The following is a 16371-nucleotide window of genomic DNA, read 5'->3' as shown; positions in this document are numbered from 1 at the left end:
GAAAGCTTACACATTTGTTGTAAGCTTTCTTTTTTTATCTATAAATTCAGAAAGATTATTCACTATTAAAAGAACACCAAACTATGAATAAACTTCTTCTCTGTTTAGCCTTGTCATTTCTGTTTTCCTGTTCCCAAGACACAAAAAAATATGACATAGTAATCATCAATGGTGAAATCTACAATGGAGAAGGAGGTGAACCTTATATTGGAGACATAGGAATCATTGGCAATAAAATTATCAAGATTGGGGAAATTGAGGAATCAGAAGGGATCGAAACAATAAATGCTAGTGGATTGGCCGTATCACCAGGTTTTATTGATATGCATACTCATTTAGAGCCACTGATGGATTTACCTATGTCAGAAAGCTTATTAAGACAAGGAGTCACTTTCGCATTAGGAGGCCCCGACGGAGGTGGTCCTTGGCCCTTTGGAAGTTATTTGGACAGCCTTGATAACATGAAGCTAGGTCCAAATGTAGGTTACCTAATTGGCCATAATACGATTCGAAGAGAAGTAATGGGAATGGAAGACAGAAAGCCTTCCGAGGAAGAAATGTCTCAAATGAAATCCTACATTAATATTGCTATGAAAGAAGGGGCATTTGGCATTTCTACGGGACTTAAATATTTACCAGGCACATTTTCGGAAGTCGATGAAGTAATAGCATTATCTAAAGAGGCCAGCGACCAAGGAGGAATTTATACATCGCATCTTCGTGAAGAAGGTTTAGGGCTACTTGAAGCCGTTCAGGAAGCAATAACCATTTCAAAAGAAGCTTCCATACCGGTTGTTTTAACACATCATAAAGCAATTGGAGTAAAAATGTGGGGAAAGAGCTCTAAAACCTTAGAAATGGTTGATTCAGCAAGAAATGTAGGCCTTGATATAATGATGGATCAATATCCTTATGCCGCAAGCCATACTGGGATTAGTGTTTTAATTCCGAGTTGGGCTTTAGAAGGAAATGGATTTGCAGAAAGAGTGAAAAATCCCGAACTAAAGGATAGCATCAAATCAGGAATAATTTTCAATATTCTGAATGATCGTGGGGGAAGTGATTTGAGAAGGATTCAATTTTCAAGAGTGAGCTGGAAAAAAGAACTAGAGGGAAAAACATTACAAGATTGGCTGGAAATGGAAGGAATGGAACAAACGATTGAAAATGGAGCAGAACTAGTAATTCAAGCTCAACTGAATGGGGGAACAGGTACAATTTATCATGCTATGGATGAAAATGATGTAGAAAATATCATGAAGCATCCTATGACCATGATTGGATCTGACGGCAGACTTTCTTCACCTAGAGACGGACATCCACATCCCAGGGCATATGGAACATTCCCTAGGGTATTAGGCTATTACGTAAGGGAAAAGCAAGTTTTATCTCTTCCAGAAGCCATTCATAAAATGACAGGACTTTCTGCAAAGAGATTAGGACTAAAAGAAAGAGGATTTTTAAAAGAAGGTTTTTATGCAGACATCACAATTTTCAATCCTAAGACAGTCATTGATAAATCTACATTTACAGATCCTCATCAATATCCTGAAGGAATTGAATATGTTCTTGTAAATGGGAAATTAGTCGTTAAAAACGGAGAAGTCACGGGGATTGCTAATGGGAAGGTCATCAGAAAAAACCAGCAATAAAAAGAGGGGCGTCATTGCCCCTCTTTTTATAGTACATTCATGGATTGCTCTTTGATTTTTTCAAGTTCATCTTTCATCAAAATGACATATTTCTGAATTGCTGCATCATTGGCTTTAGATCCAATCGTATTGATCTCTCGACCGATCTCCTGACTTATAAACCCTAGTTTTTTACCTTGATTTTTATCCTCATTCATGATTTTGGAGAAGTACTTCAAATGAGTATCAAGCCTCACCAATTCTTCGGTAATGTCTAGCTTTTCAAAATAATAAATCAATTCTTGTTCGAATCTGTTGGCGTCAAATGAATTTTCATCCAGCCATTCAGTAAAATGATTTCTGATTTTTTGCTTAATCCTATCCTTTCTTTGCCCCTCTTCTTTGACTATATCAGAAAGTCCCTTGGCGATAGTCTCAATATTTCCTTTCAATTTCTCCTCCAACGAGGCACCTTCGTCAACTCTGAAATCATCACAATTTTTTAAAGCCTCAGCTAAAACTTTTTTGATCATCCCCCATTCTTGTTCCTCATCCTTTTCTTCAGAAGTCACATTATTAATCACATTTGGTGCTTGTAGAGCCAACTTGAAAATATCATTTGTCTCATCTCCAACTGATTGCGCCATTTCTTTAAACTTTTTATAAAAAGTTTCAAAAAGTTCATCATTAATAGAAACTGGTAAATCCTTCGAACTCTTTGATAAAAACTCTATTGACACACTTACTTTACCCCTATCTAAAACGCGCTGAACAACATTTCTGATTTCGTGTTCCTTATCTGAAAATTGTCTTGGACTACGAATAGAAAGGTCCAAAAATTTTGAGTTGAGAGATTTGACCTCCACATGGATCATCATCTTCTCATTCTCGAATCCGGCATTTCCATAGCCGGTCATCGATTTGATCATAGTAAGTTTTGAATATTAGAAATTGATTCCCAAAGTTACATAGAATTTCAGGTCTTCATTTTTATAATTTCGAACTGGCTGTGCCACATCGAATTTGACATAATAATTCAAAAGGACAGTTCTAAGTCCTGCACCATAACTTTGTAGCCAAGGATTATTGAAATTATTTAAAACTATGGTAAATGGTGATCCTTCTGTATTGATTACTTCAGTATTTTGGTCATTTACTTTTTCCCAGGGAGCAGAATCATTCCAAGCTGATGCTATATCATAAAAACCAACCAATTGGAAGTTTCTGATAAAGTTGGAAGTTATATTTCCTCTAGTCAAATATGAGAAAATTGGTATTCTTAATTCAGTAGTGAATGAAATAACATTTCTACCTCTTATTTCATCATAATCATATCCTCTTAAATCAACAAAATCCGCAAACAATATATTGGAATTCTCTACCCCATCCGGGTTTCGGATCGGTGAAGCCTCTGGTCTATTGGAAGGTGGCCTATAAAACTCGTTAAATAGCCAATTATCCATACCTCCCACAATATATGTTTGAGGGTTATTTCCTACATATGAGCCTGCGTAAAGCTTTGAAGCCAGAATAATATTCTTATGTATTTTTTGATAGTTTCTCAAATCCAAATATATGTTTCCAAAAGACCGTGAAGAATTATTTAAAGATTGATATTGCATATATCCAATCTTACCTTTAAATCCTGATTGAGAATATAATCCGATGGCCTCTGTTTTATCAATTACAAATTCAGCACGGCCACCAATATAATTGACATCAAATCTGTTTTGATCGGGATCTTGGCCCAAAATCAAAGAATCTGAATTCAAATTGAAGTACTGCGTTTTTGCAATGAAGGGTGCTAATGTAAATCGTGAATTAATATTGAATGGGTAGGAGAAACCAGCTTCAATTTTTGTCAATACATATTTTTGGAAAGTAATATCTTCTTCAATCCTAATCGTTTTTCTATCCAATCTTGCTCTAAAATCAATTCTACTTTTTAAGTATTCATACTCAAAGAATATATCACCACCTGATCTAAAATCCAACGTGGTCATAATACCTCCATAAAACGAGTGGTTATCCAAAAGGTCAGTCATATGACCAGACAAACTAAATCCCCAGCCTCTCAATGGATCGACGACTAATCGTGTGTTGATACTATTTGTTAAAAATTGGGGTTCCATTCTTCTTGGCCCAGAAATGCGCTTTTGAAGACTCTGTTTCCTGAAGTTATCCAACAAATTAATTTTGTTACTTTGGCCAGAAGTGTTGTTTTCACGCTCTAGAACTGGATTAGGCAGGGAATCAAAAGTATAATTATCTGTATTTAACCCATTCTTTGGTTCAAATCTCAATCTATCGAGATTGATCGAAGTAACTGTATTTTTATTGGTTGTATCCATTTTAACAACCACACTATCCCTCTTTTGTAAATTCTGAATAGGATTAACTTCAGGAGTTTCTTTCTCTTCCAAAAGCCTTCTTGCTGCAATTCTTTCATTTAAAGATTTTGCTTGTTGTAATTGAACTCTTGGGGTACTTGGTGTAAATTGATCAACACTTGAATAATTTTCGATTTTAAGAAAGGCTTCTCTTCCATCCCTTACAGCATAAGCAATTTTATTCATTCGACTATTAACATCGAAAACTTCTATGCTTTTATTATTCCCTGAAATCTGATTCGAAATTTGAGAGCCAATGCTCATTCTCATCAAATTGAATATCCCACTTAGATCACTAAGAAATACTAAATTATTACCGTTTAATTTTCTAGGCAGGATATTCTTACTATCCGTATTAGTTAATTTCTTGGTTACAATTGAATCACCTACTTCCATTAAATAAAGGTTGTAAGCATCAGGAAGACTTCTCAGTTCTAAATCTTTTACTTCAACAGAATCTGACAATTCAGTAAAGTTTGTGGAATAAATGATCGTAGAATCATTTAAAAACATAGGGGTTAAATCGTCAAACAAATCATTGGTTAGCCTTTTTCCTTGACCTCTCGTGTTTAATGTATAAATATCGGATTTCCCATTCGAAATGGCAGATAGAACCATATTTCTACCTGACTCATTAAAATCAAGACTCAATATTTGGGTAATATTTCTCAAGAAGATCTTATCCTGACTTGTACCATCAATTGACCTAAGTCTCAACGTGGTAAAACCTCTTTTGAATGATGCAATAGCCAAATTCGCTGAATCTTTCCAAGCAATCACTGGACTTGAAAAGTTTGGTTGTTGGTCCTGATAGACCGCTCCGCCTTGAAAAATAGTCCGCTCATTGCCAGAACTGATTTCTCTTATTTGAACCTTATATTTACCTCCATTATTGATCACGTAGGCAAGATTCAAACCATCAGGACTGAATTTAATGTCATTTATTTTTCCAATGACCCGGGGAGATGTTGAAGCAATTTCATTTGAACGACTTACATCTTTAAAATTTGAATGAACCTGATCATTGATAGTTGTGTAGTATTTTCTCCACTCGGTCTTAAAAGTTTCGTAATTAAGACCAACCGTGTTAGCAATACTATTTTCTTCATTCCGATTAATTCTTGAAAGATTTAAAATACTTGAGATATACCTTCTACCATATCTCTCAGCAATATAATTCCACACGGATTGACCAACTAGTGCTGCTTCTCTTTCTTTTAACTTTAAAATTTTTGGATTATCCTCTTCTTTCAAATAGTGCCTTACAAAATCATCCATTTCCAAACTCCAGCCTGAGGCAAGATACAATGCGATTCCGTCGACATACCATTCAGGAAAGGCATTTCCTAAATTAGACTGAAATGCATCCGCAACAGAAGAACCATATAGCATCTCTTGGATAATTACTTTGGAGGTCGCGTAGAGTAAATCTTTTTTGAATTTATCTACCTCTCCTTTATAAGAAACCTCTGCAATTAATCGATTGAAATCCATCTGACCTTCTTCGTAGAGCTCTTTCTTATTTAGATTAAGATTGCTCTGCAGCAATTCCTCGGGAGAATTATAAATGTAGATTTTCGGCTTTGTATAAGCGACATAACCAATCATTTGAGTCAGCCGATTAAATTCGGATTCCAAAAATTCAATTGCCATTTTAGCATTGGCACCACCTCGGTCATAGTAATAAACCTCAAAATTGTTTGAAGTATAAAAATACCATTCAAATTGCTGGTGCTGAACTCTGTTTTTACCGAATCTATCCTGATCAAATTGACCAAGAACTAAAAATGAATTCAACCATAAACCAGCAAAAATCAATATTCGGAACAGGTGATATCGCATTAGTTTTACTGAAAGATGTTCTTTAAATATAATTAAAATACCGAGCTATGTCTACTTCTTTGCTTATGGATGTATTTCCCAATAAATAGTCACGCATAATTTTACTGAAATATGGAACCAAGGAAACACCTTTCGCTCCAAAACCATCGAATATGTAAACGCTCTTAGCCTTAGGATGTTTTCCCAAAAATGGTTTTCTATCTCTTGTTGCAGGTCTGATTCCAGTTTTATGAGAGATTATTTCATTTACTGGCAAATCAACTAAACCATTTAATTTTGTCAAAATCTCATTTTTGGCTTCTTCAGTGGCCCCAATTTCCAAATCGTGTTTGGAATAAGTAGATCCTACTCGATGAATGCCATTTCCTAAGTAAACTCGAAATACCCCCCTATTTACAATATAGTCAGGGCAAAAATCTTGTTTCAATTCTAAAATTTCACCTTTGACCGGAGCAAAAGGTAGATATTCAAAGAAGGAAGACTTCATTGCACCTAAACCATTACAAAAAATCAAAGATTTTGCTTTGATCCCTTTATATACCCAAAGGTCCCCTTCTCTTTTCAATTCATCTTCTGAAAAATATTCCTGAATCAATTCCTCAGAAAAATATTTCTGCATAGCATCAAGAAATATATTTATTTCGAGCCACCCAGACTTCTTCAACATTACTCCGCCAAATGAATCACATAATTTTTCACTTTGGCTTTCTGTAAAAATAGAATCCAGATACAATTGAAACCCTTCTTCTGCACTATGCCCCATCCATTCATTTTGCTCTTCAATGGTAAGGAATGGTCGATAGATAGGCTTTTCATGAAAAAATGATTCTCCAGTCAGTTTCTCTAAATCCTTATAGAATGGTATTATTTCTGGAAAAAGAAAATCAGCAAACCAAGTTTTCACCATTTTTCTTCCAGTTATTGGATTAAATAACCCAGCAGCAACCCTACTCGACTGATTCCCTGAAGGTTGATCAATTATTCTAATAATTTTCCCTGCTTGCTTTAAGCGGTATCCAAGTGCGGTTCCCGCAATCCCTTGACCGATTAGCAAAAAATCAATTTTCATACCTCAAATTAAAGGTATAATTCTTTATTTTGTTGACTTCGTACTGACAATTCCAATGCTTAACATAAAGACTTTTACATTTAACCCTTTTCAGGAAAACACCTACCTGCTCTATGATGAAAACGGTGAGGGAGTATTAATTGACCCTGGCTGCTATGAAGATTTTGAAAAAAAGGAATTGAAAAATTTTACTGAAGAAAATGCTATTAATATCTTTCAACTTCTTAACACGCATTGTCATATAGATCATGTTTTAGGGAATGCTTGGGCAAAGAAAACTTTCGGAATTCCTTTATTTATTCACAAAGCAGAATTGCCTGTTCTGAAATCAGTTGAAGCCTACGCCCCCAATTATGGATTCAAAATGTATGAAGGTACAGAACCTGATGACTATCTTAAGGAGGGTGAGTATATTAATGTGGGAAGTGAATCTTTAAAAATTCTATCTGTACCAGGACATTCACCGGGGCATGTGGTTTTTTACCATAAAGAATCAAAACAATTAATTTCAGGAGACACTATTTTTAAAGGCAGTATAGGAAGAACAGATCTGCCTGGAGGAAATCATAACCTTTTAATTGCCAAAATTAAATCTGAGTTGTTTTCTCTACCTGAAGAGACGGTAGCTTATCCAGGCCATGGACCGAAAACTACGATAGGTTTCGAAAAAATAAACAACCCTTTTGTGGGGCTAAAAGCAAGGTCTTGAAAATCAAATCACATATTCCCAACTCTGTCACTTTACTGAATTTACTTTCAGGAATAATTGGAATTATTTGGGTATTGGATGGATATATAATCTCAGGAGCGTGGTTTATATTAATTTCAGCATTCTTAGATTTTATAGACGGATTCGCTGCACGATTACTCAAAGTTCAGGGTGAATTGGGTAAGCAGCTGGATTCCTTAGCAGACATGGTCTCATTTGGAGTTCTTCCAGGCATGATCCTGTTTGCTATGGCAAAAACTAATTCTCAATTAGAATGGTTACCCTATTTGACTTTAATCCTTCCATTATTTTCAGCTTTGAGATTAGCCAAATTTAATTTAGACACGCGTCAGACAGATCGATTTATTGGAGTTCCAACTCCTGCCGCTGCACTCTTTGTAAGCACCTTACTTCATTTTGCTATTCAATGGCCCAAAATCGGAACAGTAATTACTTCTCCGTTCTTTCTTATAGCAATAGCCTTCACGCTTTCCATTTTGCTAATTTCAGAAATACCCTTGATTGCTTTGAAATTTAAGTCTTTTGCTTTCAAAAAGAATGTTTTCAGATATGCGTTGGTGGGCTTGAGTTTATTGATTTTTATAGGATTTGGATTAGCTGGAATTCCTTTGATTATCCTTTCTTACATTGGTTTATCTGTGGTAGAAAACGCAATAGGAAGTGAATGAAACCCAGCAAAAGAAAGAACTTCTTTATTTTAATTCTAAGTCTTTCGATTTATTGGAATTCCTTTTCCCAAACTAAATTCTACACTTTCAAAGTTCCTGAATCCGGAGTTTATAAACTAACAGAATCGATGGCACGAAAACTAGGTGCCAACTCAATTTCAGAGATTTCAGTATATGGCTATCCCGGAATGCTTCCTCAAATTCTCAAAGAACAGCAACTGGAATTACAGGAAATCCCAAGCTCAATTCAAGATGGCGTCTTATATATATTTTTAGAAGGGCCGCATACTTTCAATGCCGATAACCAAACAGAACTGGCATATCAAAATCATTTATTTTCTGACAGTTTAAGCTATTTGGTAGAGGTGGGGAAACCTCCAAAACAACTGGATAAACTCCCGGAGGAAGCCCCTAATACTACTTTTGGAACCCTTTATCAGATGAAAGCCTATAAGGGTGAAACAACAAACATTTTAAATTCCGGTAGAAAGTGGTTTTCAGAACCCATATTTTCAGGAAGTTCAAGAACTATTTCAGTTTTCGAAAATGCTGGAATCACAGGTAATTGGAAAATATTTGGAACTTTAATGTCAAGTTCCTTTACAACCTCCACCCTGTCTGTTTTGGCAGACGATAGTTCGGTTTATGAAACAGAATTCTTACCGATCCCAAATACTACGTATGGTGTAAAAGGTATTGAAGAAAGTTTTTCCGTAGAACATAATCCCGGATCCAATCGGTTGGAAAGGATTCGAATCAGCTTTCAAAGCTCAGATTTGAACTCCTCTGGATATTGGGATTACATTGCTTTGGGAATCCCACATTCGAGCGAAGATTTACAAGTAGGAATCTACCATAATCTTGAAAATGAAAGTTTTAAAATTGAAAGAAAAGCAGATTTAAATTATTGGGATATCAGCGATTTTTTTAACCCTATTAACCTGAACTCCTCAAAAAGTCAATCTCTTAATAGTAATCGAATAGTGGTTTTTGACTCATTTGAAACTCCTGAATTAAAAGATTTCGATTTAGTTACTAGAAATTTGGCAGAAAATAGATCTTCAGAACTTATAATTATCGCTCCTAAAATTTTCTCATTTGCAGCGGAAAAGCTTAAATCACACAAGCTCTCCCTGGGAATAAATACTGAAATAGCATTTTTAGATGACATCTATGATTCATTTGGTTATGGAAATAAAGATATCGTCTCCATCAGAAATTTTTTAGCTTCTCGATATCATCCTGAAAAAAGCCTGAAAAACGTTTTACTTCTAGGAAAAGGAACTTTTGATAACAAAGGAAAACTAGGAGGCCGGCCGAGTCTAGTGCCGATTTATTCAAGCGTGAATAGTTTGAACCCGCTTTTTACATTCAGTTCAGATGACTTTCTAGCTCTTTTGGAATTTGGTCAAGGGAGATGGGAAGAAGATAAAGATGGGGATGAGTTGATGCAAATTGGAATTGGTCGCTTACCGGTTGTGACTATAGATGAGGCTATAAATGTGGTTAATAAGATCATTGAATATGAAACTTCATACGAATCAGGATTTTGGAAAAAAAGCATTACCTATTTGGTAGATGATGGAGACAATAATATTCATATGCGAGATGCAGAAAGGCATTCAGAATATTTAAAAATAAATTCCTTTGAAATTATTCAAGAGAAGCTTTATCTGGATAGTTTTGAACAAATATCATCTTCAGCAGATCAAAATCAAAAATCTCCCGATGCAAAAAAAGCATTAGAAGAAACTCTTGAAAGAGGAACGTTGGTTCTAAACTATATAGGACATGGAAATGAAACAACGCTTGCTGCAGAAGAAATTTTTTTAGTTTCAGATATTGACAATTGGCCCAAACAAAAAAAAATGGCTTTATGGATGACTGCTACCTGCGAGTTTGGGAGGCATGATAGTCCATTTTTGAGGTCAGCAGCAGAAGAATTAATTATTGCAAAGGGAAAAGGGGCAATAGGCCTATTAAGTACAGGGAGGCCTGTATTCTCTAGTGTCAATTTTACCATAAATGAGGCATTTACAGAGGAGTTGTTTAAAACCGAGAATGGTGACTATCAAGACTTAGGAACAATCTTCAAAAACACAAAAAATAATAGCTTGAATGGTGCTCTCAACCGCAACTTCTCTCTTTTAGGCGACCCCAGTCTTAAACTTGCATATCCGGAATTGGAGATTGAAATTAATTCACTTCAGGATAAAGAAGGAAATAACTTAAGCTCAATAAAAGCCGGTCAGGAAATTATTTTGGAATCCATAATCAAGGATGCGCTGACAGGTGCAACTCAAATTAGTTTTAATGGAACCTTCCATATAGAAGTTAGAGGGGAAGAAAGGCAAAAAGTAACGTTAGGGAATGAAAATAGCCCCTTTCCATATACTGAAGAAGACATTGTATTATTTAGAGGCGAAGGAGTGGCGACAGAAGGAAAAATAAGCTCAAAATTTATTTTACCAAAAGGGATCACCCAAGAAGAGTTTTCAGGAAATCTAAGGATTATTGCAAAAGATGAGAAAAATGAAATTGAAGCCTTTGGACCTGATATCATAAAGGTTGCTGGTAGCATTGAAAATGAGGCTGATATATCAGGCCCTGAAATCAGTTTATTATTAAACGGGTTAAACCCTATTGGAAATAGTTTTCCTTCTAAGTCTCTATTTGCAAAAATTGATCTGGAGGATATCAGTGGTATTGATATTTCAGGGTTAATTCCCAATCAAGAAATTAGTGTTCAAATTAATGGAGGAACTCCTTTTTCCTTAAATAATGATTTTGTAGCAGCTGGGAATGGTTACCAAAAAGGAAAAATTGAAGTATTATTTACAGGATTAAAGGAAGGTGAGAATCAAATAATAATAGAGGCTTGGGATAATTTGGGAAATCAAAGTATCTTTCCTGTTAAAATATTAGTAGAAGGTAGTGAAAAGCTTAAAATCATTGATTCTAAGACATTTCCAAACCCCACAGATGCAGTTAGTAATTTTGTAATTGAGCATAATAGACCTGGAGAAAATTTTCAACTTACAATTTCAGTATATCAAACTACAGGACAGGCAATATTTACAGAATCATTTCGTTTGATTCGTGCATCTGCTCGAATAGATGATTTATCATGGATATTTTTTCAGAACCAAACAAAATATCCAGCAAAAGGAACTTATATTTACAAATTAACGCTTCAGTCAGAAACCGATAATTCCATAGCGGTGGCTAGCGGACAAATAGTTATTAAATGAAAATAATGGCCATTAGAAACAGGAAAACGATACTCCTATTCATTTTCATCCTGGCTAGTTTTGAAACTTTTGCTCAGAATAGCACTATAATATCTGGTCAAGACCCATCAAGACGAGTTATCACTACAGCTGTGCCTTTTTTAAACTTCGCACCAGACTCTAGGCATTCTGCTATGGGTGATGTAGGAGTTGCTACTTCTCCTGATGCAAATTCAGCCCACTGGAATTCAGGTAAACTTGCATTTGTTGAGGATAAGATGAGTTTTTCATTGTCTTATTCACCTTGGCTTGGCAAACTAGTCAATGACATGTCTTTAAGTTATTTAAGTGGTTTTGTCAAAATAGATGATGTCTCTGCATTCGGATTTGATCTTCGTTACTTTAATATGGGAGATATTCAATTGACAGATGGACAAGGAAATGAATTGGGAGAATTTAACCCAAGAGATATTGCCATCGGAGGCACATATTCCCGAAAGCTATCATCAAACCTAGCTTTAGGTATTTCTGCTAGATTCATCCATTCAAATCTCTCTGGAAACATATCTTCTTCTGGTGGAAATGAAAGTAGACCAGGTATCAGCGTAGGTACAGATGTTGGGCTTTATTATCAAAAACCAATTTTCTCTGGATCTAAAGAAGGAACATGGTCTTGGGGAGTAAATATTTCAAACATTGGTCCGAAGATTACTTATAATAGTGCAGACGATTTAGATTATATCCCAACCAATTTAAGACTTGGAACAGCTTATTCTATAGACTTAGATCCTTTGAATACCATCACATTTGCCTTGGATTTTAATAAGCTTTTGGTGCCTACACCGCCTATTTATGCGACAAATGAAGATGGAACCTTAGTTACAGATGAAGATGGAAACTTGATTATCGCACAAGGAAAAGATCCAAACAGACCGTTAATTTCAGGGATGTTCGGTTCATTTGCTGATGCACCAGGAGGTTTTTCTGAAGAAATGCAAGAAATTACAGTTTCCTTTGGGGTAGAATATACCTATGCGGAGAAGTTTAATTTGAGAACCGGATACTTCTTTGAAAACCAAAGTAAAGGAGGACGAAAATACTTCACCATGGGTGTAGGATTTGATCTTAAAAGAATTGGATTTGACTTTTCATATTTAGTGCCTCAAAAACAAAATCACCCATTAGCTGAAACACTTAGATTCTCATTACTCTATTCAATATCGGATCTATAATGGAATTAGATAGGTCGAAAGCTCCTGAATTTAGGATTCCGGAAGATTTTGAGCTCGTTAGTCCTTTTGAAACCACGCTTAAGAATGGCGCTAAGGTTTTTTTCAACAATACTCCGAATTTAGAAGTAGTTAAAATCGAAGTGATTGGAAAAGGTAGAAAAGCATCCTTACCTCTTTCTCAGAATTTGGTCCCATCTTTCACTCTTTCTTTGCTCCAAGAAGGCTTAAAGAACAGAACAGGTGAGAAAATTGCTGAGTTTTTCGATTTTCATGCAAGTGAAGTAAACCCAATTCTGACTTTTTCGAATGAAGGTTTGGCTTTATTGACGACTAAAAAACACTTGTTTCAAGTCCTTCCTATTTTTGTAGAATTGTTTACCGAAGCTTCATTTCCTTTTGATGCTATTGAAAAAAGAAAATCTCAAAAACGATTAGGTCAAAAACTAGAAAAAGAAAAAACTTCTTCAAGAGCAGGGCAACTATTCCGGAAATCTTTATTTGGCCCTTTTCATCCTTATGGTGTTGAACCAGAGGAAAGTCATGTCAATGAAATAAATCAAGACCGATTAAATTTTTATTATCGTGAAATGCTTTGGCAAAATATTGAGATTTTTGTCAGTGCAAATCTTTCAGATTTTGAATTCCAATTACTCGAAAAAAGCTTATCAAGTTTACCAAATAGAATTGAATCAGAACAAATTCTAATTCCTGAAATCACAACAAATTATAATTTAATAGAGCCTAGGGAAAATTCAATGCAAAGTAGTATCAGAATGGGAAGTTTTTCAATTCCAAAATCACATCCTGATTTTATTGGATTGACGGTTTTGAATACCATTCTTGGTGGTTATTTCGGGTCAAGATTAATTAAGAATATAAGAGAAGATAAGGGACATACCTACGGAATATTTTCAAGCTTGGCTGAGATTGGAAATTCTGAATACTGGGTGATCTCTGCGGATGTTCAAAAAGTTTACTATAAAGAAGTAATAAACGAAATCTATCAAGAGATAAATAAATTGGTCCATGAACCAATATCTTCTGAAGAGCTGGAGGTTGTAAGGAATTACATGATTGGTCAAATGTTAAATCGATTTAGTTCTTCCTTCGATCTCATGGATAGATTTAGAGCTGTGCACCATTCTGGATTGGATCTCTCTTACTATTTTAATAAGCTTTCTTATCTAAAATCCTTTCAGGCAACTGATCTTTTAAAATTGAGCGAAACGTATTATAAAGATAAAAGTCTCGTAGAGGTAGTGGTAGGATAGTTAAGTTAATCGAGTGTAAAGCCAAGAGAGGTCAATTTTTAATCGAAGCCATATCTTATATATCATAAAAAGAGGATTTTTAATATTGATTTCATCTCCTAGTTCAATAAAGCCTCTTGCCACTTTGAAATTAGCCGACCAAAGTGCATGCTTTAATTCAAATAAGATTCTTTTCTTCAAAGCAATATTTTCAGATTCAGTCTCATTCATCTTTTTTATTTTCTGACAAACCAGAAGTGTGCTTGGAAGCATTTTAGAATAATAAGGAATATATTGACTGCTGGATAAAGAATCTAAATGTTTTCTTTTCAAAACTCCTACATGATCCGAAAAAACCAAAGGATATTTTCTTGATAAACGTACTTGAATATCAAAATCCTCATAGCTCAAATTCTCATCATAGCCCCCTTCTCGAACCAAAATATCTCTATTAAATACAATAGTTGGCGCACAAATAGAATACGATTGAATCAAGGTCTCATAAATTTTTCCTAACTCAATTTCCTCTTTTAATTCTCCTCCACTTTTTCTATCATAAAAAGTTTTTACAATCCGATCTTCATCGAGGATATAGGCATCAGAAAAAACAAATGCTATATCTTTGGAAGGCTTCAGACGAGCAATTGACAGGGATAAGTGATCTGGGTATAACAAATCATCCCCAGCAAGATCAACTATATATTGGCTTTTGCTTTTCCTTAAAGCATCATTAAAAACCTTTAAATAGGATTGCGGTTCTTTGTGTGAAACTAATTCCAGTTTTAATGAGCCAGAATTTTCTTTAACCCATTTTTGAATTATTCTTAGGGAGTTGTCGGAACTTCCATTATCAATAATTATCAATTCTTTTTGAGGATAATCTTGAAGTTTGACACTTTCAAGACATTCTTGAATCCAGGATTCATGATTGTAGCAAATACATACTATAGTGACTAGCCCTGAACTTTTCATAATATATTTTTTATCCAGGTTATCTTATTTGAAAAGTCAGTTGCGAATCTGGATTTAAAAAACATTAAGGGATGGTTGACCTTTCTTCCCAAATCTGAAGAACCAAAATCGATTAGTTTTACCTTCTCATCGTTGGCTAGCTTAAAAAGCTGATGAAGGAGAATATCACCTCCATTTTTCAATTTAGACTTTGGATTGATTGCGGAAAGAAAATAATACAAGGTATCTGGAAAAAGCTTCACCGCTAAACAATGAGCAATCGGTTTTTTTGAATCAAAAATACTTATCAAGAAATATCTTTCTGGATTCTCTGAAACTTGCAGGATGATCCTATTTTCATCATAACTCATTTGATATCCTCTTTCCATATTCCATTGCCTGATATCATTTAGAAAATGAAAATTATTGATTGATTCACTTTTGATTTTTATCTCTTGTTTTTGTATTAATTTTTGAAATTTTGATTGTTCTAAAGTAACCCATTTTTTAATTTTTTTTCTACCTAAAAAGAATTGGTGGCAAAGGAGATTTTCAATTGTAAATTTATTTTTAAATAGGAGGTAATTAATCAAGTCATGATAATCTTCATAAGGCTTTGGAGCACTCGTTATTTCAATTTGATTTACACCTGTTTCTCTCAAGTAAGAGATAGTTTCTTTAATAAAGATCTCCAAGGCTGCAGAATTAATTTTATCCAAAATATAAAATCCACCAAATGGTGCTAATGGAATAGATTTAGCTTGATATTCCTTTGAAATCGAAAAAGTGATAGTAGCCTTTTTCTTACCATTTTTAAGTAAATAAAAGTCTAGTAATTGTAGATCTCCCGGAATTGAGAAATTAGAAAGTAAATAATCTTTCTGACTTGAAGAAAATAGATCTACTAGCAATTCAAGACCCTTACTTATTTCTTTTCTGATAGTTGTCAAATTCTTTTTTATCTCTAATGTAATCCTCTTCTGAAAAAGCCCTATTACATAATCCTAAAAGTATGGAATCTTCAGAGAAACTAATAGATATCCAATTTAAAGGCGGAATAAATAAACCTTTGGAAGAGGAATCCAAGGTAAATAGTAAAAACTCCCCTTCTAGTGTTGTGACTTTAACTTGTAAAACTCCTGCAATAGAAACTATAACTTGGGATTCATCAAGATGAGCATGGTTCCCTCTAGTCTCTCCCTTTTTTACTTTTGAAATCCAAAAGCACCTTTGAATCCCAGAAGGAAAAAGGTCTGCATTATCCCAAAAATTTAAATTACCACTCTCCGAGAAATGTCCTGGAATATCTAATAAATAGGGTCTATTTTCCATAATGAATTTCTTCAAAATCAAGGATTGCCTCTCCACTTAAAATTAA

General features: G+C 34.7%; 12 protein-coding genes. 6 read left to right on the top strand and 6 right to left on the bottom strand.

The features are described from left to right. The first annotated feature begins 83 nt into the window (after positions 1-83). Positions 84-1652: a D-aminoacylase gene (locus AAGF08_RS05460; protein ID WP_343510087.1), complete on the top strand. Its 1569-nt coding sequence runs from the start codon at positions 84-86 to the stop codon at positions 1650-1652. Between the two features lie 26 nt (positions 1653-1678). Here the strand turns inward: AAGF08_RS05460 and AAGF08_RS05455 are convergent, their stop codons facing one another. The 3 genes from AAGF08_RS05455 to AAGF08_RS05445 are packed head-to-tail and all read right to left on the bottom strand — an operon-like array spanning position 1679 to position 6932. Next, a complete protein-coding gene (locus tag AAGF08_RS05455; RefSeq protein ID WP_343510086.1) occupies positions 1679-2560 on the bottom strand; it encodes a YicC/YloC family endoribonuclease in 882 nt (293 codons plus the stop codon). Between the two features lie 15 nt (positions 2561-2575). Continuing rightward, a complete protein-coding gene (locus AAGF08_RS05450; protein WP_343510085.1) occupies positions 2576-5863 on the bottom strand; it encodes a biopolymer transporter Tol in 3288 nt (1095 codons plus the stop codon). 22 nt (positions 5864-5885) lie between these two features. Then, positions 5886-6932 carry an FAD-dependent oxidoreductase gene (locus AAGF08_RS05445; protein ID WP_343510084.1) on the bottom strand — a complete coding sequence of 349 codons (1047 nt, stop codon included), beginning with the start codon at positions 6930-6932 and terminating at the stop codon, positions 5886-5888. A gap of 55 nt (positions 6933-6987) precedes the next feature. Here AAGF08_RS05445 and AAGF08_RS05440 point away from each other — a divergent pair, with 55 nt between their 5' ends. From AAGF08_RS05440 to AAGF08_RS05420, 5 genes are read left to right on the top strand one after another with little or no spacing between them, the layout of a single operon-like run. Beyond that, entirely contained in the window at positions 6988-7641 is a 654-nt protein-coding gene (locus AAGF08_RS05440; protein ID WP_343510083.1) for an MBL fold metallo-hydrolase, read from the top strand. Continuing rightward, entirely contained in the window at positions 7638-8330 is a 693-nt protein-coding gene (pssA, locus tag AAGF08_RS05435; RefSeq protein ID WP_343510082.1) for a CDP-diacylglycerol--serine O-phosphatidyltransferase, read from the top strand. Before AAGF08_RS05440 ends, pssA begins: the two co-directional genes overlap by 4 nt. Continuing rightward, positions 8327-11581: a type IX secretion system sortase PorU gene (gene porU / locus AAGF08_RS05430; protein WP_343510081.1), complete on the top strand. Its 3255-nt coding sequence runs from the start codon at positions 8327-8329 to the stop codon at positions 11579-11581. Before pssA ends, porU begins: the two co-directional genes overlap by 4 nt. Next, a complete protein-coding gene (porV, locus tag AAGF08_RS05425; protein WP_343510080.1) occupies positions 11578-12792 on the top strand; it encodes a type IX secretion system outer membrane channel protein PorV in 1215 nt (404 codons plus the stop codon). The genes porU and porV overlap by 4 nt, the downstream gene beginning before the upstream one ends. After that, positions 12792-14063, top strand: coding sequence for an insulinase family protein (locus AAGF08_RS05420; protein WP_343510079.1), 1272 nt, complete (start codon positions 12792-12794; stop codon positions 14061-14063). The genes porV and AAGF08_RS05420 overlap by 1 nt, the downstream gene beginning before the upstream one ends. On the opposite strand, the gene AAGF08_RS05415 is transcribed toward AAGF08_RS05420, so the two are convergent. From AAGF08_RS05415 to AAGF08_RS05405, 3 genes are read right to left on the bottom strand one after another with little or no spacing between them, the layout of a single operon-like run. Next, positions 14064-15014 (bottom strand): glycosyltransferase, encoded by a 951-nt coding sequence (locus AAGF08_RS05415; RefSeq protein ID WP_343510077.1) that lies wholly within the window; start codon positions 15012-15014, stop codon positions 14064-14066. Next, positions 15011-15943, bottom strand: a complete 933-nt coding sequence (locus AAGF08_RS05410) for a hypothetical protein (RefSeq protein WP_343510076.1) — start codon at positions 15941-15943, stop codon at positions 15011-15013. The genes AAGF08_RS05415 and AAGF08_RS05410 overlap by 4 nt, the downstream gene beginning before the upstream one ends. Further along, positions 15915-16340 carry an FdtA/QdtA family cupin domain-containing protein gene (locus AAGF08_RS05405; RefSeq protein WP_343510075.1) on the bottom strand — a complete coding sequence of 142 codons (426 nt, stop codon included), beginning with the start codon at positions 16338-16340 and terminating at the stop codon, positions 15915-15917. The genes AAGF08_RS05410 and AAGF08_RS05405 overlap by 29 nt, the downstream gene beginning before the upstream one ends. Between the last annotated feature and the right edge of the window lie 31 nt (positions 16341-16371).

It is taken from the genome of Algoriphagus sp. SE2, assembly GCF_039563885.1.
Taxonomy (GTDB): Bacteria; Bacteroidota; Bacteroidia; order Cytophagales; family Cyclobacteriaceae; genus Algoriphagus.
This window is presented reverse-complemented; position numbering and strand designations above follow the sequence as displayed.

Coding starts and splice junctions, on each gene's coding strand:
- AAGF08_RS05415 (WP_343510077.1), bottom strand. CDS start 15,014: ATGAAAAGTTCAGGGCTAGTCACTATAGTATGTATTTGCTACAATCAT.
- AAGF08_RS05460 (WP_343510087.1), top strand. CDS start 84: ATGAATAAACTTCTTCTCTGTTTAGCCTTGTCATTTCTGTTTTCCTGT.
- AAGF08_RS05455 (WP_343510086.1), bottom strand. CDS start 2,560: ATGATCAAATCGATGACCGGCTATGGAAATGCCGGATTCGAGAATGAG.
- AAGF08_RS05420 (WP_343510079.1), top strand. CDS start 12,792: ATGGAATTAGATAGGTCGAAAGCTCCTGAATTTAGGATTCCGGAAGAT.
- porV (WP_343510080.1), top strand. CDS start 11,578: ATGAAAATAATGGCCATTAGAAACAGGAAAACGATACTCCTATTCATT.
- AAGF08_RS05445 (WP_343510084.1), bottom strand. CDS start 6,932: ATGAAAATTGATTTTTTGCTAATCGGTCAAGGGATTGCGGGAACCGCA.
- porU (WP_343510081.1), top strand. CDS start 8,327: ATGAAACCCAGCAAAAGAAAGAACTTCTTTATTTTAATTCTAAGTCTT.
- AAGF08_RS05450 (WP_343510085.1), bottom strand. CDS start 5,863: ATGCGATATCACCTGTTCCGAATATTGATTTTTGCTGGTTTATGGTTG.
- AAGF08_RS05440 (WP_343510083.1), top strand. CDS start 6,988: ATGCTTAACATAAAGACTTTTACATTTAACCCTTTTCAGGAAAACACC.